Below are 18,635 nucleotides of genomic sequence, written 5' to 3'. Positions count from 1 at the left end.
TGCGCGCCTGACGGTCTGTGACCTTCAGGCGCGTTGTGTTGCCGGGGTTTCTCCGGTGTCCGGATTTCTCCGGATGGGGTCATTGCGGCGACCGGGTCCTCCGCGCGGTGCGGAGCGCCCGTCACACCCCATGCAGAGGAGAAAAACATGGCCAGCGGCACCGTGAAGTGGTTCAACTCGGAAAAGGGCTTCGGCTTCATCCAGCAGGACGGCGGCGGCCCGGACGTGTTCGCGCACTACTCGAACATCGCCACCCAGGGCTTCCGTGAGCTCCAGGAGGGCCAGCGGGTGACCTTCGAGGTCACGCAGGGCCAGAAGGGCCCGCAGGCGGAGAACATCCTCCCGGCCTGACGCCCACGCCTTTGAAGGGCCCGCACCCACTCCGGGTGCGGGCCCTTCGGCGTGCCGGCGCGAAACCTCGTGCAAGCCTCTTGACCCTGGGCGGTTACCGGCCAGTAGGCTCACGCCGCCACCCCCTCACACCGGTGTCCCTCCCCATACCGCTCCTGTGAGGCCCCCCAGTGAACAGACCGTTCGTGACTGCTGCCCTGGCTGCCGCCGTTGCCCTGCTCGCCGCGATGACAGCCGTCCCCGCCCAGGCGTCGAGCGCCTCCACCTTCACCTCCGCCAGCAACCCCGTCCTCTTCGTGCACGGCTACAGCGGGGACGGCAGCAACTGGAACACCATGGCCGGCCGCTTCCGCACCGACGGCTGGCCGTCCTCCTACCTCGACCAGTGGACCTACGACTGGCACCAGTCGAACACCACGACCGCCCAGCAGCTCTCCGCCGAGGTCGACCGGCTGCTCGCGGCCACCGGCGCCACCAAGGTGGACATCGTCAGCCACTCCATGGGCGGGCTGTCCTCCCGTTCCTATCTGAAGAACCTCGGCGGGACCGCCAAGGTCGACGCCTGGGTGTCCCTGGGCGGCCCCAACCACGGCACCGACAGCGCGAACAGCTGCTTCGACCCGTCCTGCACCGAGATGCGCGTCGGCTCCGACTTCCTCGCCGCCCTGAACTCCGGCGACGAGACACCGGGCTCCCCCCGGTACGCGACCTGGTGGTCGCCCTGTGACACCGTGATCAACCCCGACAGCTCCGTCGCCCTCGCCGGAGCGGCCAACACCAAGACGGCCTGTCTGAGCCACACCGGCCTGCTCTCGGACGCCACCGTCTACGCCCAGACCCGGGACATGATCGACTCCTGACGGGAGGCGGGGCGGAAGGTGCCCGCGGACACCTTCCGCCCCCCTGTCCCCCAAGCCCTCGGTCAGCGGCCCTGGGGCAGGCCCGCCCAGGCCCCCCTCAACGGCAGTCGAGGAGGCCCGCCTTGCGCTTGGCGTCGAGTATGCGGCGCACGCCGGCGTCGACCTTGGCCCGGAACGCAGCGTCCTGCCGCATACGAGTCTGGAGGGCCTGCGCCATCGGGGGTACGGTGCTCGGCCGCACCGTGAGGATCATGTCTCCCCCGGCCTCGATGAAGTTCACGGCGCGCTGAGCGGGGGTGAAGGAGCGGACCGCGACCGCGTTCCCGAGGTCGTCCGAGATGACCACGCCCTTGAAGCCCAGTTGGCCGCGCAACAGGTGCCCGATGACCGTCGGCGAGAAGGCCGCCAGGTGTGCGGGGTCGATCCTGCTGTAGATGGCCGACGAGATCATCACGAAGGGTGCCCCGGCCCTGATCCCCTCGCGGAAGGGCGTGAGGCTCGAACTGGTGCTGGTCGTCACGGAGTCCACGACGTGGGCGGTGGTGTCGGTGTTCCCGATCACCCGGCCCAGCCCCGGGAAGTGCTTGAGCGTGATCAGGACGCCGGACTGCGCGAACCCGGCGGCGAAGGCGCCGGTGTGGGTGGTCACGGTGCCCGCGGTGTGGCCGTACTCCCGCCGGAAGGAACCGATCGGGATGTTACGGGTGCCCAGGGATGCGGGGACCACGTCGGCGACCGGTGCCAGATTCAGGTCCACGCCCGCGGCCTTGAGTTGCTTGGCCCACGCGGCGGCCTGGGTACGCAGCGTTCCGGTCGACCAGCTTCCCTGGGTCAGGCCATTGGGCATGGTGGAGAAGCCGGGGCCCTTGAGCACCTGCACCTGGCCGCCTTCCTGGTCGGTCGAGAGCAGGAGGCCGACCTGCCGGCCGGCGACCCGGTCCGCCTGGCCCCGGAAACCGTCGACGAGCTTTCTGGTGGCCGTCGTACCGGCGGTGCTGCGGCCGGTCAGCATGACGGAACCCACGTGGTTGGCCCGCAGAATGGCCAGCTGGGCCTGGTCGGCACCGGCGGCGGGGATGCCCCCCATGAGGAGTTGTCCGGCCTTTTGCGCCGCGGTCATCCCGGACAGGTAGCGGTCGGTGCAGGTCGGGGCAGACGCCGACGGCGCCGCAGATGCCGACGGCGCCTCCCTCGGCGTGGCCGGTGGCGTGACGGTGCGGCTGGGCGCCGGGCTGACGCCGGTCGGGGCGTGCGTGCCCTGACCGGGTGTGATGGACCGGGGTGAGTCGGCTCTTGCCCCGGATGTGGACGACGCGCCACAGCCTGTGACGGCGAGCGCCAGGGTGACCAGCGAAACTCCCGTGCGCAGGACTGTGCCGCGGCGGCCCGTGGGCCGCTGCCGGACGCGTAGTGTCATGTTTCGTCTCCCGGCCTGGACCAGTCGGGCCGCCTCCGGCCGCGCGCTGCGTCGCCGCCTCCGGCCGGGGCTGCGCAGCGGCTTCCCTCACGGCGAGCCCGGCTTGCTGCCTCCGTCACACCGTACGCTGCGGGGGATGCGTTCGCCCCCCGGGGGGGCTACCCGAGGAACGACAACCGCACCTGCCGCTGCGGGTTGTCCTTGTTCGTGTCCACCAGGCACACCGACTGCCAGGTGCCCAGCTCCAGCCGGCCGGCGATGACGGGGAGCGTGGCGTGGGGCGGGACGAGGGCCGGCAGGACGTGGTCGCGGCCGTGGCCGGGGCTGCCGTGGCGGTGCTGCCAGCGGTCGTCGGCGGGCAGGAGCGTGTGCAGCGCGGCGAGGAGGTCGTCGTCGCTGCCGGCGCCCGTCTCGATCACGGCGATACCGGCCGTCGCGTGCGGCACGAAGACATTGAGCAGGCCGTCGCGGCCGGCGGCCGCCTCGCGCAGGAAGGCCTCGCAGTCGCCGGTGAGGTCGACGACGGCCTCCCGGGAGCCGGAGGACACGTTCAGCACTCGGGTGGTGAAGGCATCGGACATGGGGTCATCCTCACCCATCGCCGCGTTTTCATGCCGAATGAACCGCCCGCCTGATGAAACCGCCGTCCAGCCAGCGAGACGCCCGTTGACCTAGGCATGCCGGCTGGCTACTTTCGTGCGCATGTTGCGTACAGCCCTCCTCACCACGCGCGGTCACATCGACCTGCTGCGGGTGGCCTCCGCCGCGTGTCACCGCGGCTGCTGACGCCTCCTCACTTCCCCACCCCCGCCTGACGCTCCGCTGAAGCGGATCGCCGAGTCAGGCGCGCCCACGCGTACCTCCCTGCCGCCTCACCGCTGCCTGCCCTGGAGCACCCATGAGCATCAGCCATGCCCCACCCAGCTCTTCACAGACGGATATTTCCGGTATATCCGTTGCCAAAGCCTCACTCGACCTCGTCCCCCTCGTCCCCTTCTCCTCCCGCCGCACCCGCGTCCCCCGCTGGCTGCGCCGCACCGCCGGACCACTCCTGCTGCTGGCGCTCTGGCAACTCCTCAGCGCCACCGGCGCGTTGCCCTCCGACGTGCTCGCCTCCCCTGGGCGCATCGCACAGGTCGGCCGGGAGCTGATCGCCGACGGCTCGCTGCCCTCGGCGATGGGGACGTCCCTGCGACGCGTCGCCGCAGGACTGCTGCTCGGCGCGGTCGTCGGCACCGGACTCGCCCTGGTCTCCGGGCTGTTCAGGATCGGCGAGGACCTGGTCGACGCGCCGGTGCAGATGCTGCGGACCGTGCCGTTCGTCGGTCTCATCCCGCTGTTCATCATCTGGTTCGGCATCGGCGAGGCCCCGAAGACCGCCATCATCACGCTCGGCGTGACCTTCCCGCTCTACCTCAACGTGTACGCCGGAATCCGCGGGGTGGACGCCCAGCTGATCGAGGCGGGCGAGTCCCTCGGCCTCTCGCGCTGGGGTCTCGTGCGCCACGTGGTGCTGCCGGGCGCGCTGCCCGGGGCCATGACCGGACTGCGCTACTCCCTCGGCATCGCCTGGCTCGCGCTCGTCTTCGCCGAGCAGGTCAACGCCGACTCCGGCATCGGGTTCCTGATGGTGCAGGCGCGCGACTTCCTGCGCACCGACGTGATCGTGGTCTGCCTCGTCGTCTACGCCTTCCTCGGCCTGTTCGCCGACTTCGTCGTCCGTTCCCTCGAAAGGCTGCTGCTGCAATGGCGACCGACGTTCACGGGCCGCTGACCGCGCGCTCGGCGATCCGCGTCGAAGGGCTCACCCGCTCCTTCGACGGCCGCAAGGTCATCGACGACCTGCATCTCGACGTGGCACCCGGCGAGTTCGTCGCCCTGCTCGGGCGCAGCGGCTGCGGCAAGTCCACCCTGCTGCGCATCCTCGCCGGCCTCGACCGCGACATCGAGGGCACGGTACTGGTGCCGCGCCGCAAGGCCGTCGCCTTCCAGGCGCCCCGGCTGATGCCGTGGAAGAGGGTGTGGCGCAACGTCCTGCTCGGACTGCCCGGCAAGCCCGAACGGGACGTGGCACAGCGGGCGTTGGAGGAGGTCGGTCTCGGCCACCGCAAAGACGCCTGGCCCAGGACGCTGTCCGGAGGCGAGGCCCAGCGCGCCTCACTCGCCCGCGCCCTGGTCCGTGAACCCGATCTGCTGCTGCTGGACGAGCCGTTCGGCGCGCTCGACGCACTGACCCGCATCAAGGCCCAGCGCCTGGTCGGCGAGTTGTGGCAGCGGCGCGGCTGCGCGGTGCTGCTCGTCACGCACGACGTCGAGGAGGCCGTCCTGCTGGCCGACCGCGTCCTGGTCATGGACGACGGTGTCATCGCGCACGAGCACCGCATCGGTCTCGGCCGTCCGCGCGACATCACCGACCCACGCTTCGCCGAACTGCGCGCCGCGCTCCTGGAACGCCTCGGCGTCGACACCGCCGCCGAAGCCGCCTGAACCACGCTCCCCATCCCGGCCATGCCCAAGAACGGAACCCTGATGCGACGACGTCTCGTCCCCGCCGCGCTGCTCCTGCCCCTCGCACTCCTGCTCTCCGCCTGCGGCGGCACCTCCGCCGCGCAGACGGGCGGTGGCGGCACCGACGGCAAGGGCTCCCTCACCCTGAACGTCGGTGACCAGAAGGGCGGTTCCGAGGCCGTCCTGCGCGCGGCCGGCGAACTCAAGAACCTCGACTACAAGATCAAGTGGTCCACCTTCACCTCCGGCCCCCCGCTGCTCGAGGCCGTCAACGCCCGCGCCGTCGACATCGGGGGCGTCGGCAACACCCCGCCGGTCTTCGCGGCCGGTGCCGGGTCGAAGATCACGGTGGTGGCGGCCTGGCACGGCACGTCCAAGGGCGACACCATCCTCGTACCGAACGACTCGAAGCTGAGCAGCCCGCGGCAGCTCAAGGGGCACTCCGTCGCCGTGGCGCAGGGCTCCTCCGCGCACTACCAGCTGGTCGCATCGCTCAGGAAGGCCGGGCTCACGCTCGGCGACGTCAAGGTCAAGTATCTCCAGCCCGCCGACGCGCTGGCCGCGTTCACCTCCGGCAAGGTCGACGCGTGGGCGGTGTGGGACCCGTACTCCTCGCAGGTGCTCCAGGGCAAGCAGGGGCGGGTGCTGACCACAGGGGACGGCATCACCAACGGGCTGACCTTCCAGGTGGCCGCACCCGGCGCGCTGAAGGACGCGAAGAAGGCCGCCGCGATCAAGGACTACCTGGAGCGGCTGCGGCGGGCCCAGGGCTGGGTCTACGCGCATCCGCAGGAGTGGGCCAAGGTGTGGGCGAAGGACACCGGGCTGCCCTACGAGGTGGCGCTGGCCGCCGTGAAGCGCACCTACGGCACCCGGGTTCCGGTAGCCGTCGACCGGCCGCTGATCGCCTCCGAGCAGCAGATCGTGGACACCTTCGCCGGCCTGAAGCTGATCCCGCACACGGTGGACTTCGGCGACTTCACCGACACCCGGTTCAACGGCACCCTGCCCGCGTCGACGTCGGCGCCCCGTCCCTCGAGGGAGTCCTGAGATGACGGTCCGACTGCACTGGTTCCTGCCGACGGGCGGGGACGGCCGGACCCTGGTGGACCGGCATGCCTACGGCCCGAACACGACCGGCAGGGTCACCGGGGTGCGCGCGCCCGACCTGGACTACCTCGCGCAGATCGCGAAGGCGGCCGAACGCCTCGGCTTCGAGGCGGTGCTGACGCCGACCGGCACCTGGTGCGAGGACGCCTGGCTGACCACCGTGGCCCTCGCCCAGCACACCGAGCGGCTGAAGTTCCTGGTGGCGTTCCGGCCGGGGCTGCTGTCACCGACGCTGGCCGCGCAGATGGCGTCGACCTACCAGCGACTGACGGGCGGCCGGCTGCTGCTCAACGTGGTCACCGGCGGAGACTCGGCCGAGCAGCGGCGCTTCGGCGACCGGCTCGGTCACGACCGGCGCTACGAGCGCACCGACGAGTTCCTGTCCGTGGTGCGCGGGGTGTGGGGCGGCGCGCCCCTCGACTTCCACGGCGGGCACTACCAGGTCGACGGTGCTCTCACCGCGCTGCCGCCGGACCCGGTGCCGCAGCTGTTCTTCGGCGGGTCCTCATCCGCCGCCGGGCCGGTCGCGGCCCGGCACGCGGACGTGTACCTGACGTGGGGCGAGCCTCCGGCCCAGGTGAAGGAGAAGATCGACTGGATCCGTGAGCTCGCCGAGCGGGAGGGGCGCACGGTCCGCTTCGGGGTCCGGCTGCACACGATCTCCCGGGACTCGGCCGCCGAGGCGTGGGCGACGGCGGACCGGCTGCTCGACGACCTCGACGCGGACACCGTCGCGGCCGCGCAGGCGGCGCTGGGTCGCAGCGAGTCGGTCGGGCAGCAGCGGATGCTGGCCCTGCACGGCGGTTCGCGGGACAAGCTGGAGATCCACCCCAACCTGTGGGCGGGGGTCGGGCTGGTCCGCGGCGGTGCGGGGACGGCGCTGGTCGGCAGTCATGCCGAGGTCGCCGACCTGATCGAGGAGTATCACGCGCTGGGCGTGGAGCACTTCGTGCTCTCCGGCTATCCGCATCTGGAGGAGGCGTACTGGTTCGGGGAGGGGGTGATTCCCGAGCTGGCGGCGCGGGGGCTGCTGGCGGGCGGTGCGGCGGCGTCCGGCGCGCGGGTGCCGCTGGCCGTGGCGAGCGGGCGGTAGGACATACCCGGGTGCGGGAAGGTCCACGCACCCGGTCCGTCCGGGGAAGATCCACCACCGTCCCGGCGTTAGTAGAAACGTGAACGAACTGCGCGAGGTCGAGGTAGTCGTCGTGGGCGCCGGGCAGGCGGGCCTGTCCAGCGCCTACCACCTGCGCCGCACCGGTTTCGCACCGGAGCGGGACTTCGTGGTGCTGGACCACTCCCCCGGCCCGGGCGGCGCGTGGCAGTTCCGGTGGCCGTCGCTGACGTACGGCAAGGTGCACGGGATGCACGCGCTGCCCGGTATGGAACTGACCGGCGCGAATCCCAAGCGGCCGTCGTCGCAGGTGATCAGCGAGTACTTCGCGGCCTACGAGCGCGCCTTCGATCTGCGGGTACGGCGCCCGGTCGAGGTGTCGGCCGTACGGGAGGGGGCGGACGGGCGGCTGCTCGTCGAGACCTCCGACGGCGTTTGGGCGACGCGCGCGCTGATCAACGCCACCGGCACCTGGGACCGGCCGTTCTGGCCGCACTACCCCGGCCAGGAGACCTTCCGCGGGCAGCAACTGCACACGGCGCAGTACCCGGGCCCTCGGTGGTTCGCCGGGCGGCGCGTCGTGGTGGTGGGCGGGGGCGCCTCCGGCACCCAGCACCTCCTGGAGCTGGCCCCCTACGCGGCGGCCACCACCTGGGTCACCCGGCGGCCACCGGTGTTCCGCGAGGGCCCCTTCGACCAGGAAGCGGGCCGCGCGGCGGTCGCGCTGGTGGAGGAACGGGTGCGGCAGGGGCTGCCGCCGCGCAGCGTGGTGTCGGTCACCGGCCTGCCGCTGAACGACGCGATACGGCAGGGAATCGCCGACGGCGTCCTGGACCGGCAGCCGATGTTCGAGAGGATCACCCCGGACGGCGTGGAGTGGCGGGACGGACGGCGGGTGGAGGCGGACGTCATCCTGTGGGCGACCGGGTTCCGGCCGGCGATCGACCACCTGACGCCGCTGCGGCTGCGCGAGCCGGGCGGCGGGATCCGCGTCGAGGGCACGCGCACCGTCGCCGATCCCCGGATCCACCTCGTCGGCTACGGCCCGTCGGCCAGCACCATCGGCGCGAACCGGGCCGGACGCGCGGCCGTACGGGACATCCGGCGGCTGCTGGCGCGGCAGGACGCGGAGCCCGTCGCGGCCTGAGGTGCCGGGGCCGGCCCCGGTCGCTCAGTGCCCGCCGGCCCGCTGCGCGCGATTGAACTCGGCGACGTTGCGCTGGTGTTCGGCGTAGTCGGCGGTGAAGCGGGTGTCGCCGGGCTTGACCGTGACGAAGTACAGCCAGTCGCCCGGCGGCGGGTTGATCGCCGCCCGCATCGCGTCCGCACCGGGGTTGTCGATCGGGGTGGGCGGCAGACCCATGCGCTGGTAGGAGTTGTAGGGGCTGTCCAGGCGGGTGTCGGCGGTCGTCGTGCGCAGGGTGGAGCGGCCCAGCGCGTAGTTGAGGGTGGAGTCCATCTGCAGCGGCATGCCCCGCTCCAGCCGGTTGAAGACGACCCGGGCCACCTTGCCCATGTCCTCCTTGGTCGCGGCCTCGGCCTGCACGATGCTGGCGATGGTGACCGCCTGGTAGGCGTTCATCGCGTTGCGCTGGGCGCCGGCGGCGACGGGGGCGCCGTTGAACTTCCGGTTCGCGGTGTCCACCATCGTCGCGAGCACCTGCTCCGGCGTCGTCCCCTTGTCGCCCAGCGGGTACGTCGCCGGGTAGAGGTAGCCCTCCGGGTTGCCGCCGGCATCGCTCGGCAGCTTCAGACGGGCCTTGGCCAGGGACTTGCGCGTGCTGCCGGGCGGCAGGGCGAGCGCCTTGTCGACGGCGTCGTAGACCTGCGCGGCACGCCAGCCCTCGGGGACGACCAGGGTCGGCGTCCGGCCCGTCCCGCCGCCCAGGATCAGCAACGGCACCGCCACGGCCGTTGCGGCGACGACGGCTCCGGCGGCGATGAGGACGAGACGGCCGCGACGGGTCAGCCGGATGGCTCCGCCGGTGTTCCCGCTGCCCGTCCTTGCCCCGCTCGTCCCGCCCCCGGCGCTCCTCCGGCCCCTCGCCGCCCTCGCGCTCCCCGTCCTGCGTCGCCGAGTGTTCATCTGCATGCGGGCACGGTAACCCGCATACCACTACAAACCCGGCAAACCCTCCCGGGCGTCAGCTCGTCGGCTCCAGACGGGCGTCCCGGCGGACCAGGGCCGCGTACCGCCCCTGGCGTGCCAGCAGTTCGTCGTGCGTACCGCGCTCGGCGACCCGGCCGGAGTCGAGGACGACGATCTGGTCGGCGCCGCGGATCGTGGAGAGCCGGTGGGCGATGGTGACCGTGGTGCGGTCGGCGGACAGGGCGTCGATCGCCTGCTGCACGGCGGCCTCGGTGCGGGTGTCCAGGGCGCTGGTCGCCTCGTCGAGGATGAGCACCGGAGGGTCGCGCAGGATGGTGCGGGCGATGGCCAGGCGCTGCTTCTCGCCGCCGGAGAAGCGGTGGCCACGCTCGCCGACGACCGTGTCGTAGCCGTCGGGCAGGGACATGATGTGGTCGTGGATCTGCGCCGCGCGCGCCGCGGCGTGCAGCTCGTCCTCGGTGGCGTCCGGCTTGGCGAAGCGGAGGTTGTCGGCGACGGAGGCGTGGAAGAGGTACGTCTCCTGGGACACGACGCCGACCGCCCGCGCCAGGGTGTCGAAGTCGAGATCGCGCACGTCGACGCCGTCGAGGGTGACCCGGCCACCGGTCACGTCGTACAGCCGGGGCACCAGGTAGCCGAGGGTGGACTTGCCGGCACCGGTCGGTCCGACGACGGCGAGGCTGCCGCCGGCCGGGACGGTGAGGTCGACGCCGTCGAGGACGGGACGGGTGCTGCCGCCCTTGCCCTGCTCGCCGCCCTCGCTTCCCTTTTCCTCCTTGCCGTCGTAGCGGAAGGTGACGTCCTCGAAGCGGACCTCGCCCTTGATCTGGTCGAGATGGACGGGATCGGCGCGCTCGGTGATGTCGATGGGAAGGTCCAGATACTCGAAGATGCGCTGGAAGAGCGCGAGGGAGGTCTGGATCTGCACGCCCGTGGACAGCAGACTGACGGTCGGCCGGAACAGCCCCTGCTGGAGGGAGACGAAGGCGACGATCGTGCCGATGGAGACGTCGGGGCCGCCCGTCTGAAGGGCGAGACCGGCGGTCCAGTAGATGACGGCGGGCATCGCGGCCATGACGATCGTGATGACGGCCATGCGCCAGCGGCCGGCCATGTTGGACCGCACCTCCAGGCCGACGAGAGCCTCGGACTCCTCGGCGAAGGACGCGGTCAGGGAGTCGGAGCGGCCCATGGTGCGCCCGAGCAGGATGCCGCTGACCGAGAGGGACTCGGTGACCGTGGCGGCCATGGCGGCCATCTGCTTCTGACGCTGGGTGGTGATCTTGCGCCGCTCCTTGCCGACGCGGCGGCTGATCCACACGAACACCGGCAGCAGGAGCAGGGAGACGACGGTGAGCCGCCAGTCCAGGGCGATCATCGCGACGACGGTCGCGACGACGCTGGTGAAGTTGGAGACCAGCGAGGTGGCCGTGGAGGTGACCGTCGCCTGCATGCCACCGATGTCGTTGGCGATGCGGGACTGCACCTCGCCGGTGCGGGTGCGGGTGAAGAAGGCGAGCGACATGCGCTGCAGACGGCCGTAGACGGCGGTGCGCAGGTCGTGCATGACGCGCTGGCCGACGGTGGTGGAGATCAGGGTCTGCAGCACACCGAAGACGCTCGTGAGGACGGCGCTGAGGATCATGCCGAGGGCGAGCAGGCTGAGCAGCCCGGTGCGTCCCTGGGGGATCGCGACGTCCAGGGTCTCCTTCAGCAGGAAAGGCGTGGCGACCGAGACGAGCGAGGAGGCGCCGACGAGCAGGCCGACCACGGCGAGCCGGCCGCGGTAGGGGCGGAAGAGGCGCAGGATCCGGCGGACCTGCCGGGGCTGCGACGCCGCGTCGGCGGGTGGGGTCCAGGAGGGGGCGTGATCGGGGTGCATGGGCTCCTACGGAGTGTGGGGCGGGCGGGCCGGCGGGGCCCGGCGGGGTGGACGGTGCCACGGGGTGGACGGTGCGCGTGCGGCACAGCGCACGGCACCACCACCGGCCGGACGGACCATAGCTCATTGTTACCTAAACTCACAATGAACTACGTCCTGATATTGTTCCCGCATGACCTCGCCCGACTCCGACGGCCTGCTCGCCGAGCAGTTGCTGCGGCTCACCCGCCGGGTGCACCGCATCCAGAAGCGCCATCTGCACGCGCGCGACCTGGGCATCACTCCGGCCCAGTCCCGCCTGCTGCGCACCCTCGCGCACTACAGCACGCCGCCGCGCATGGCCGACCTCGCCGAGCGCCTCGAGGTCGTCCCGCGCGCGGTCACGACGCTCGTGGACGCCCTGGAGGGAAGCGGCCAGGTGCGCCGGGCCCCGGATCCGGCCAATCGCCGGGTGACCCGTATCGAACTGACGGACGAGGGGCGCGCGACGCTCCGCGAGCTCCACACGGCCCGCCGCTCGGCGGCGGAGGAGATCCTGGCCCCTCTGACGAAGGAACAGCGCGAGGTGTTCGGGGATCTGCTCGACACGCTGATCGACGGCGGGCCGGCGGAGCGCTGCTGACGGCCGGGCCCTGGCTCAGCAGCCGTCGCCGTCCTCCACGAGCACCCCCTGACGGGTCACGAGGGTCTTGTCGTAGCAGCCGTCCGAGCCGTGCAGCCGGTAGCGTTCGCGGCTCGTCCCGACCGCGTGGCGCTGGTCGCGCGGCACGTTCATCGTGTACGCGGCGTCCCCGGCGTAGGTGTCGTCGAACCGGGACCACGCCGTCCGCCGTCCGCCGCGCCTGTCGTCCACGGCGGCACGGTCGCCCATCGTGAGCACGGTGCGCAGCCGGTCGTCCGCGCCGATCGTGATGGTGCCGTTCATCGTGTACGTCCGGCGGGTGCGCGTGGTGCGGGACGGCCCGCGTCCGTCCACGGTCGCAGTCTCGTCGTCCGTCCAGGTCGCGTCCAGGCCGTCCAGGGTCTCGCCGTCGTTCCAGCGGTGCGCGGAGGTGTTGGCGAGGACGCGGTCGACGGTGGTCGTCACCCGGCCGTGCGAGGTGTCGAGGTAGCCGGCGACAGTGAGGCGGTGACCGCCCCGGGTGTCCACACGGTGCTCGGAACCGGGCGTGTAGACCGAGGAGTTGGCGAGGTCACCCACCCGGTGCACGGTGAGTCCCCCGCTGAGCTGCGCCTTCCCGGCATCCTGCCAGACGAGGACGTTGACCGGCGTGCTCCAGCCGGCCTGCCCCGCGGGCACCCCGGCGACGGACACCTCCACGCGGTGCGGACGCCCGTCGTCGAGCAGACCGGCGAACGGCGTCAGATCGTACGTGATCGGCTTGACGTCGAAGGCGCGCGGGCCGGGAACGACGTACCAGAGGAAGGGGTTGGACCAGCCGCCGGTCCACACCGTCGGGAACGGGGCGGCGATTCCGGCCAGTTGCCCGTCCACGGAGATCTGCACCTCGCGGTAGGGCCCCTCGCCCGCCTTGCAGGAGTACGGCGCCGCGTCCGGCACCGTCAGATACCAGAACTCCTCGCAGCCGCCGCCCGAGCCGGTCGCGTACACCTCGGCGAGGACGCGCTCGCTGTTGCGCGGCGTGGTGAGCGTGGTGCCGTCGGTGAGAGTGAGGACGCGGTCGGGGGCACGCTCGGCGGGAGCGCCGGTGTAGAAGGTGAGGGTCACCTTGACGTCGATGACGCCGGTGTAGGTGTCGTCGACGACGTTCCCGATGAGCATCTCGACGTCCTGTGCGCTGCGGAAGGTGTCGCTGTAGCGCGTGACGTCCTTCTCGACCGACCAGGTGATGCCGTCGGGCGAGGGCTCGGGCGTCGAGGTGCGCAGGACCTCGACCCCGCCGACGTGCAGATACCCCAGCCGGTCGAACTGCCGCCCCTTGACCTTGCCCTCGAGCCGCAGCACGACCTTGCTCCAGCGGTACCCGCACCCGGCGGGCGGGGCGTAGTGGCCCCGGTAGGGCGTGAAGTCGCGGAACTGCGTCTCGGCGAGGGTGACCTGGCAGGACCGGGAGTGCGGCCGGGTGACGGGCGGGGCGGCGGTGACCGGGTCGTGCCAGTCGGTGCCGAACTCGGCGGGCACGTCGGGGTTCTGGGCTGCGCCGACGACGCCCTGCGCGGCACGCTGGCCGACGGGTTGCGCGGCACGCTGGCCGGCGGGTTGCACGGCGCCTGCGGGGGTGGCCGCCGAGAGGAGGGTGCTCGCCACGAGGGTCGCTCCGGCGAGCATGGACATGATGATCCGACGTCTCATGGCCGGTCTTTCTACGGGGTGCGGGGCCACCCCGCAATGGGGCCTCGGTGCCTTTGGCGGGTCCCAGGGGGCGGGGTGTCTCAGGGAGCCCGGCCCGATGGGCGAGACGCCCCCTAGGCGAGCAGATCCGCCTTGTCCCCCATCACGACCACCGGATGACGCGCCGGGTCGATCGTGCGCAGCAGGTACTCCATGGCCGTCTGGGACAACGTGACGCACGCCGACGTACCGCTGCCGTGGTCCATGTGCAGCCAGATGCTGCCGCCCTTCTTCTCCCCCTGCGGCCGGGTCGGGTCGTTCGGCGAGGTGCCCTTGACCCGGTTGTAGTCGATGGCGATGACGTAGTCGAAGTCGTGCCAGGCACTCTTGCCCCACGTGTGCGGCGCGGCGAAGGAGGCGGAGCGGCTGTAGGGCAGTTTCGCGCCGGGGTCGGGCAGCACCCCGCCGGCGTCGCTGAGCGTGAACACACCCACCGGGGTGCGGTTGTCGCCCTCGTGATGGTCGAGTGTCCAGCCCCTCTTGCCGTTGTGCGCCGGCCAGCTGCGCACCCGCTCCCAGACGGAACCACGCCGGTCGTACAGGACCACCGTGGCACCGGGCGCGTCCTTGCCGTCGCCGTAGACCGCCACCACCTGGCGGGAATCGGCCGGAATACGGCGCCGCAGGCGGTCACCGACTCCGGGGATACGGGTCGGGTCCCCGCTCGGCCGGGCGGCCGGTGCGCCTGACCTCGCGTCATGGCCGCCGCCTGCTCCCGAACCGCCGCACGCGGTCAGCGTTCCGAGGGCCAGTGCGCACACTGCGGCGGTCGCCGCCGTCGTACGCCGTATCACTCCGTTGGCGCTGTCTCGCATCGGTCCATGATGGCACCGCCGTGGTGCGGGCCCCGTGGCCGGGGGTGTTCGCCGGCGTGGAAAACCGTTTGATTCCGACCACGCTGTGACGTCAACCTGTCACGGTTTGCTGCGCCGCCCGCCGGCCGCCCGCTGCGGCATGCCGCGCCGCCCGTCACCGTCCCTTCCGCGACCATCCGCCTCCTGACACGAGCCACTGGGAACGTCATGCAGATTCACGACCTTCCGTATTCCGACCCGGGCGTGCCCGACGTGCGCTCGGGGCCCCGATTCCTGTGGTGGCTCGGCCGGAACCAGCTGGGCGGTCAGGCGAAGGCGCTGGCCTGGGGTCTGGTGCACTTCGTGGCCGTCTCCGCGTTGCCGTTCTGCGTCGGGTTCGCCGTCCAGGCCGTCGTCGACCGCTCCGGTGCACGGCTGGCGTGGGCCGGCGGGGTGCTCGCCCTGTGCGGTGCGGCCACCGCGCTCGGCGACACCTTCCTGCACCGGGCCGCCGTCACCAACTGGATCACGGCCGCCGCCCGCGTCCAGCAGCTGCTGGCCCGCAAGGCCGCCGAGCTGGGCGCGGCGCTGACCCGGCGAGTCGCCGCCGGTGAGGTCGTCACCGTGTCCACCGCGGACGTGGAGAAGATCGGCTGGTTCGTGGAGGCCGTGTCCCGGTTCACCGCGGCGGCGCTCACCGTCGTGGCGGTCTGCGTCGGCCTGGCCGTCTACCAGCCCGCGCTCGGTGTGGCCGTCGCGATCGGCCTGCCGGTGCTCACGCTGGCCGTGCTTCCCCTGCTGCCCGCGGCCACCCGCCGCGCGGACGAGCAACGCGAGAAGGCCGGGCGCGCCACCGAACTGGCCTCGGACACCGTCGCCGGACTGCGTGTGCTGCGCGGCATCGGCGGCGAGGAGCTGTTCCTGCGCCGCTACCGCCGCGCCTCGCAGGAGGTCCGCCGCGCCGCCGTGCGCAGCGCCCGCATGTGGTCGCTGATCGCGGCCCTGCAGGTGCTGCTGCCCGGCCTGCTGCTCATCGGCGTCGTCGCCTACGGCGTCCACCTCGCCCGCCATGGCCGGATCACCGTCGGCGAACTCGTCACCGTCTACAGCTCGGTCATGGTCCTCGCGTACCCGCTGCGGCACTTCGAGGAGATCGCCATGGCGTACTCCTTCTCCAAGCCGTCGGCGAAACGCGCCGCCCGCGTGCTGTCCCTGGAGCGAGCCGTCGGCGCGGGCGGATCACGCACCCCCGACCTGCCCACCGGGGATCCGCACGTCCCGTCCAGCGGTGATCTGTGCGCCCCGGCGACCGGTGATCCGCGTGTCCCGGCCGCCGGTGATCTGCACGACCCGGCGACCGGCCTGACCGCTCCCGCCGGCCGGCTCACCGCTGTGGTGTGCGGCGACCCGGACGTGGCGGGCCGGCTCGCGGAACGGCTCGGCGGGCACGCCACCGAGGAGGGCCCGTCGGTACGGCTGGGCGGCGTCCCCCTGGACGCACTCCCGCTCGCCGCCGCCCGTACGGCCGTGCTCGTGCAGGACAAGGACCCGGTGCTGCTGTCCGGCACCCTGCGCGAGCTGCTCGACGTGCCGTCCTCCGGTGCCGTCTCGGCGCGGGCCGCGCTGACGGCCGCGCAGTGCGACGACGTGCTCCAGGCGCTGGTGCAGGGGTCTCTCGACGCGGCGGACCCGATGGACGCCCGCATCACCGAACGCGGACGGTCCCTGTCCGGCGGCCAGCGCCAGCGCCTCGCCCTCGCCCGCTCCCTGGTCACCGATCCCGACGTGCTCGTCCTGGACGAGCCGACCTCGGCCGTCGACTCGCACACCGAGGCGCGGATCGCGGAGGGCGTGGGCCGGCTGCGCGCCGGCCGCACCACGGTGGTGTTCACCTCCTCTCCCCTGCTGCTGGACCGTGCCGACCAGGTCGTCCTGGTGCACGAGGGCCGGGTCGCGGCGGTCGGGACGCACCGGGAGCTGGTGCACGGCGAGCCGCGGTACCGGGCGGTGGTGACGCGGGAGACCGCCGACGAGACCGAGGCCCTCGGCGCCCTCGGCACGACGCTCGAGGGTGACCTGGACGTGCTGGAAGAACTGCGAGAGATCGAGGAGACCGCATGATCGGCGTGGCGCCACCGGCGTACGACCCGGCGGCCCCGACGACGGCGACCACCCTGCCCGTCGGCGCCCCCGCCACCGTCCGCGCCTACGTGGCTGAACTGTTCCGCCGGCACCGCCGCGCCTTCCTGCTGCTCATCGGGGTCAACACGGTCGCGGTCGTCGCCTCCATGGTGGGCCCGTGGCTGCTGGGCGACCTCGTCGAAAGCGTCTCGCAGAAGACGGCGGACCTGCATCTCACCCGCGTCGCGGCTTCGTTCGTCGTGGCCCTCGCCGTGCAGGCCGCGTTCGTCCGGCAGGTACGGCTGCGCGGCGCGATGCTGGGCGAGCGGATGCTGGCGGACCTGCGTGAGGACTTCCTCGTCCGTTCGGTCGCCCTGCCGCCCGGCGTGCTCGAACGCGCCGGCACCGGCGACCTGCTCTCCCGGATCACCACCGACATCGACCGGCTGGCCAACGCCATGCGCGAGGCCGTACCCCAGCTGGCGATCGGCGTGATGTGGACGGTGCTGCTGCTCGGCGGCCTCGTCGTCACCGCGCCACCGCTGGCGCCGGCCGTGCTGCTGGCGCTGCCGCTGCTGATCGTCGGCTGCCGCTGGTACTTCCGCCGGGCACCGTCCGCCTACCGCTCCGAGGCCGCCGGGTACGCCGCCGTCGCCGCCGCCCTGGCGGAGACGGTGGACGCCGGGCACACCGTCGAAGCGCACCGGCTGGGCCAGCGCCGCACCGCGCTGTCGGAGCAGCGGATCACCGAATGGACCGCGTGGGAGCGGTACACCCTCTGGCTGCGCTCGATCCTCTTCCCGGTGATCAACGCCGTGCACGTCACCGTGCTGGGCTCGGTCCTGATGATCGGCGGCGTGTTCGTGCTGCGGGGATGGATCGGGGTGGGTCAGCTGACGACCGCCGCGCTGCTTGCCCAGATGCTCGTCGACCCGGTCAACCTGATCCTGCGCTGGTACGACGAGCTGCAGGTCGCCCAGGTGTCGCTGGCCCGGCTGGTCGGCGTCCGCGACATCGAACCGGACGCCGGCGACCCGTCGCTGACCCCGGACGGCCGTGACGTGCACGCCGACCAGGTGCGCTTCGGCTACCTGGAGGGCGTGGACGTGCTGCGCCAGGTGTCGCTGCGCGTGGCGCCCGGAACCCGGCTGGCGCTGGTCGGTCCCTCGGGTGCGGGCAAGTCCACCCTGGGCCGGCTGCTGGCCGGCATCTACGGGCCCCGCGCCGGCCGGATCACCCTCGGCGACGCGGAACTGTCCCGGATGCCCGCCGAGCAGATCCGCTCCCACGTGGCCCTGGTCAACCAGGAGCACCATGTGTTCGTCGGCTCGCTGCGCGACAACCTGCTGCTGGCCCGCACCGACGCCGAGGACGCCGAACTGTGGGCCGCCCTGGCCGCGGTCGACGCCGACGACTGGGCCCGCGCCCTGGAGGACGGCCTGGACACCGAGGTCGGCTCCGGTGGACTCGCGCTCACCCCGGCGCAGGCCCAGCAGATCGCGCTCGCCCGTCTGGTGCTGGCCGACCCGCACACGCTGGTCCTCGACGAGGCGACGTCCCTGCTCGACCCGCGTGCGGCCCGTCATCTGGAGCGGTCCCTGGCCCGGGTGCTGGACGGACGCACGGTCGTGGCCATCGCGCACCGGCTGCACACCGCGCACGACGCCGACGTCATCGCCGTCGTCGAGAACGGCCGTATCAGCGAGCTCGGCAGCCATGACGCCCTCGTCGCCGCCGACGGCGCATACGCGGCGCTGTGGCGATCGTGGCACGGCTGACCGGTGCCCCTGTGCCGTGGCTGAACCGAGCAGGCGTGCCGCTGCTGCCTGGAGCAGGCCTGGCACGGCTGACCGGTGCCCCTGTGCCGTGGCCGACCGACACAGTCGCCATGCGACTGACCGGTGCCGTCGTGGTACGGCTGACCGGTGCCGCTGTGCCGTGGCTGACCGACACAGTCGCGGTACGACTGACCGGTGCGGTCGTGGCACGGCTGACCCGAGCAGGCGTGGGAAGGCTGA

The 18,635-nt window shown here is 72.3% G+C and carries 17 protein-coding genes; 11 read left to right on the top strand and 6 right to left on the bottom strand.

The genetic code is table 11. From position 1 onward, the window contains the following. The first annotated feature begins 147 nt into the window (after nucleotides 1-147). Both ACZ67Q_RS27810 and ACZ67Q_RS27805 read left to right on the top strand, forming a co-directional pair. Entirely contained in the window at nucleotides 148-351 is a 204-nt protein-coding gene (locus ACZ67Q_RS27810; protein ID WP_361626142.1) for a cold-shock protein, read from the top strand. A 227-nt stretch (nucleotides 352-578) separates the two neighbouring features. Further along, the gene (locus tag ACZ67Q_RS27805) at nucleotides 579-1,211 is read left to right on the top strand and encodes an esterase/lipase family protein (RefSeq protein WP_471187533.1); all 633 of its coding nucleotides are present in this window, start codon (nucleotides 579-581) and stop codon (nucleotides 1,209-1,211) included. Nucleotides 1,212-1,308: 97 nt separating this feature from the next. Here the strand turns inward: ACZ67Q_RS27805 and ACZ67Q_RS27800 are convergent, their stop codons facing one another. Beyond that, nucleotides 1,309-2,628, bottom strand: a complete 1,320-nt coding sequence (locus tag ACZ67Q_RS27800; RefSeq protein WP_471187361.1) for a glycoside hydrolase family 3 N-terminal domain-containing protein — start codon at nucleotides 2,626-2,628, stop codon at nucleotides 1,309-1,311. A gap of 158 nt (nucleotides 2,629-2,786) precedes the next feature. After that, nucleotides 2,787-3,209: a secondary thiamine-phosphate synthase enzyme YjbQ gene (locus tag ACZ67Q_RS27795; RefSeq protein ID WP_471187358.1), complete on the bottom strand. Its 423-nt coding sequence runs from the start codon at nucleotides 3,207-3,209 to the stop codon at nucleotides 2,787-2,789. Between the two features lie 121 nt (nucleotides 3,210-3,330). Here ACZ67Q_RS27795 and ACZ67Q_RS27790 point away from each other — a divergent pair, with 121 nt between their 5' ends. The 6 genes from ACZ67Q_RS27790 to ACZ67Q_RS27765 all read left to right on the top strand — a co-directional run bounded on the left by ACZ67Q_RS27790 (nucleotide 3,331) and on the right by ACZ67Q_RS27765 (nucleotide 8,504). Next, nucleotides 3,331-3,414, top strand: a complete 84-nt coding sequence (locus tag ACZ67Q_RS27790) for a putative leader peptide (protein WP_363265707.1) — start codon at nucleotides 3,331-3,333, stop codon at nucleotides 3,412-3,414. Between the two features lie 112 nt (nucleotides 3,415-3,526). Further along, nucleotides 3,527-4,402 (top strand): ABC transporter permease, encoded by an 876-nt coding sequence (locus tag ACZ67Q_RS27785; RefSeq protein WP_471187355.1) that lies wholly within the window; start codon nucleotides 3,527-3,529, stop codon nucleotides 4,400-4,402. After that, nucleotides 4,375-5,115 (top strand): ABC transporter ATP-binding protein, encoded by a 741-nt coding sequence (locus ACZ67Q_RS27780; protein WP_471187352.1) that lies wholly within the window; start codon nucleotides 4,375-4,377, stop codon nucleotides 5,113-5,115. The genes ACZ67Q_RS27785 and ACZ67Q_RS27780 overlap by 28 nt, the downstream gene beginning before the upstream one ends. A 42-nt stretch (nucleotides 5,116-5,157) precedes the next feature. After that, nucleotides 5,158-6,186, top strand: coding sequence for an ABC transporter substrate-binding protein (locus ACZ67Q_RS27775; RefSeq protein WP_471187530.1), 1,029 nt, complete (start codon nucleotides 5,158-5,160; stop codon nucleotides 6,184-6,186). 1 nt (nucleotide 6,187) lies between these two features. Then, nucleotides 6,188-7,339 carry an LLM class flavin-dependent oxidoreductase gene (locus ACZ67Q_RS27770; protein ID WP_471187349.1) on the top strand — a complete coding sequence of 384 codons (1,152 nt, stop codon included), beginning with the start codon at nucleotides 6,188-6,190 and terminating at the stop codon, nucleotides 7,337-7,339. A gap of 79 nt (nucleotides 7,340-7,418) precedes the next feature. Beyond that, complete coding sequence (locus ACZ67Q_RS27765) at nucleotides 7,419-8,504, top strand: NAD(P)-binding domain-containing protein (RefSeq protein WP_471187346.1); 1,086 nt, start codon at nucleotides 7,419-7,421, stop codon at nucleotides 8,502-8,504. Between the two features lie 24 nt (nucleotides 8,505-8,528). On the opposite strand, the gene mltG is transcribed toward ACZ67Q_RS27765, so the two are convergent. Continuing rightward, nucleotides 8,529-9,449, bottom strand: a complete 921-nt coding sequence (mltG, locus tag ACZ67Q_RS27760; RefSeq protein ID WP_471187343.1) for an endolytic transglycosylase MltG — start codon at nucleotides 9,447-9,449, stop codon at nucleotides 8,529-8,531. A 52-nt stretch (nucleotides 9,450-9,501) separates the two neighbouring features. After that, on the bottom strand, nucleotides 9,502-11,349 hold the full coding sequence (locus ACZ67Q_RS27755; protein ID WP_471187340.1) for an ABC transporter ATP-binding protein: 1,848 nt from the start codon (nucleotides 11,347-11,349) through the stop codon (nucleotides 9,502-9,504). Nucleotides 11,350-11,521: 172 nt separating this feature from the next. Here ACZ67Q_RS27755 and ACZ67Q_RS27750 point away from each other — a divergent pair, with 172 nt between their 5' ends. Continuing rightward, entirely contained in the window at nucleotides 11,522-11,971 is a 450-nt protein-coding gene (locus tag ACZ67Q_RS27750; RefSeq protein WP_471187337.1) for a MarR family winged helix-turn-helix transcriptional regulator, read from the top strand. 15 nt (nucleotides 11,972-11,986) lie between these two features. On the opposite strand, the gene ACZ67Q_RS27745 is transcribed toward ACZ67Q_RS27750, so the two are convergent. Together ACZ67Q_RS27745 and ACZ67Q_RS27740 are read right to left on the bottom strand one after the other, a co-directional pair. Continuing rightward, on the bottom strand, nucleotides 11,987-13,663 hold the full coding sequence (locus ACZ67Q_RS27745) for a peptide-N4-asparagine amidase (RefSeq protein WP_471187335.1): 1,677 nt from the start codon (nucleotides 13,661-13,663) through the stop codon (nucleotides 11,987-11,989). A gap of 113 nt (nucleotides 13,664-13,776) precedes the next feature. Then, a complete protein-coding gene (locus tag ACZ67Q_RS27740; RefSeq protein ID WP_471187332.1) occupies nucleotides 13,777-14,517 on the bottom strand; it encodes a L,D-transpeptidase family protein in 741 nt (246 codons plus the stop codon). A gap of 207 nt (nucleotides 14,518-14,724) precedes the next feature. Between ACZ67Q_RS27740 and ACZ67Q_RS27735 the strand changes: the two genes are divergently transcribed. Both ACZ67Q_RS27735 and ACZ67Q_RS27730 read left to right on the top strand, forming a co-directional pair. Next, nucleotides 14,725-16,617, top strand: a complete 1,893-nt coding sequence (locus tag ACZ67Q_RS27735; protein WP_471187329.1) for an ABC transporter ATP-binding protein — start codon at nucleotides 14,725-14,727, stop codon at nucleotides 16,615-16,617. Next, on the top strand, nucleotides 16,614-18,395 hold the full coding sequence (locus ACZ67Q_RS27730; RefSeq protein ID WP_471187326.1) for an ABC transporter ATP-binding protein: 1,782 nt from the start codon (nucleotides 16,614-16,616) through the stop codon (nucleotides 18,393-18,395). The genes ACZ67Q_RS27735 and ACZ67Q_RS27730 overlap by 4 nt, the downstream gene beginning before the upstream one ends. Nucleotides 18,396-18,635: the final 240 nt, after the last annotated feature.

The sequence above is a fragment of the Streptomyces sp. NPDC036813 genome (assembly GCF_055609245.1).
The sequence above is the reverse complement of the archived record's forward strand: the minus strand, read 5'-3'. Positions and strand labels throughout refer to the sequence as shown.

Excerpts from the sequence above, each read along its gene's own strand:
- ACZ67Q_RS27750 (WP_471187337.1), top strand. The coding sequence starts at position 11,522 with ATGACCTCGCCCGACTCCGACGGCCTGCTCGCCGAGCAGTTGCTGCGG.
- ACZ67Q_RS27785 (WP_471187355.1), top strand. The coding sequence starts at position 3,527 with ATGAGCATCAGCCATGCCCCACCCAGCTCTTCACAGACGGATATTTCC.
- ACZ67Q_RS27740 (WP_471187332.1), bottom strand. The coding sequence starts at position 14,517 with ATGCGAGACAGCGCCAACGGAGTGATACGGCGTACGACGGCGGCGACC.
- ACZ67Q_RS27755 (WP_471187340.1), bottom strand. The coding sequence starts at position 11,349 with ATGCACCCCGATCACGCCCCCTCCTGGACCCCACCCGCCGACGCGGCG.
- ACZ67Q_RS27790 (WP_363265707.1), top strand. The coding sequence starts at position 3,331 with ATGTTGCGTACAGCCCTCCTCACCACGCGCGGTCACATCGACCTGCTG.
- mltG (WP_471187343.1), bottom strand. The coding sequence starts at position 9,449 with ATGCAGATGAACACTCGGCGACGCAGGACGGGGAGCGCGAGGGCGGCG.
- ACZ67Q_RS27805 (WP_471187533.1), top strand. The coding sequence starts at position 579 with ATGACAGCCGTCCCCGCCCAGGCGTCGAGCGCCTCCACCTTCACCTCC.
- ACZ67Q_RS27800 (WP_471187361.1), bottom strand. The coding sequence starts at position 2,628 with ATGACACTACGCGTCCGGCAGCGGCCCACGGGCCGCCGCGGCACAGTC.
- ACZ67Q_RS27730 (WP_471187326.1), top strand. The coding sequence starts at position 16,614 with ATGATCGGCGTGGCGCCACCGGCGTACGACCCGGCGGCCCCGACGACG.
- ACZ67Q_RS27735 (WP_471187329.1), top strand. The coding sequence starts at position 14,725 with ATGCAGATTCACGACCTTCCGTATTCCGACCCGGGCGTGCCCGACGTG.
- ACZ67Q_RS27780 (WP_471187352.1), top strand. The coding sequence starts at position 4,375 with ATGGCGACCGACGTTCACGGGCCGCTGACCGCGCGCTCGGCGATCCGC.
- ACZ67Q_RS27745 (WP_471187335.1), bottom strand. The coding sequence starts at position 13,663 with ATGAGACGTCGGATCATCATGTCCATGCTCGCCGGAGCGACCCTCGTG.
- ACZ67Q_RS27810 (WP_361626142.1), top strand. The coding sequence starts at position 148 with ATGGCCAGCGGCACCGTGAAGTGGTTCAACTCGGAAAAGGGCTTCGGC.
- ACZ67Q_RS27775 (WP_471187530.1), top strand. The coding sequence starts at position 5,158 with ATGCGACGACGTCTCGTCCCCGCCGCGCTGCTCCTGCCCCTCGCACTC.
- ACZ67Q_RS27795 (WP_471187358.1), bottom strand. The coding sequence starts at position 3,209 with ATGTCCGATGCCTTCACCACCCGAGTGCTGAACGTGTCCTCCGGCTCC.
- ACZ67Q_RS27770 (WP_471187349.1), top strand. The coding sequence starts at position 6,188 with ATGACGGTCCGACTGCACTGGTTCCTGCCGACGGGCGGGGACGGCCGG.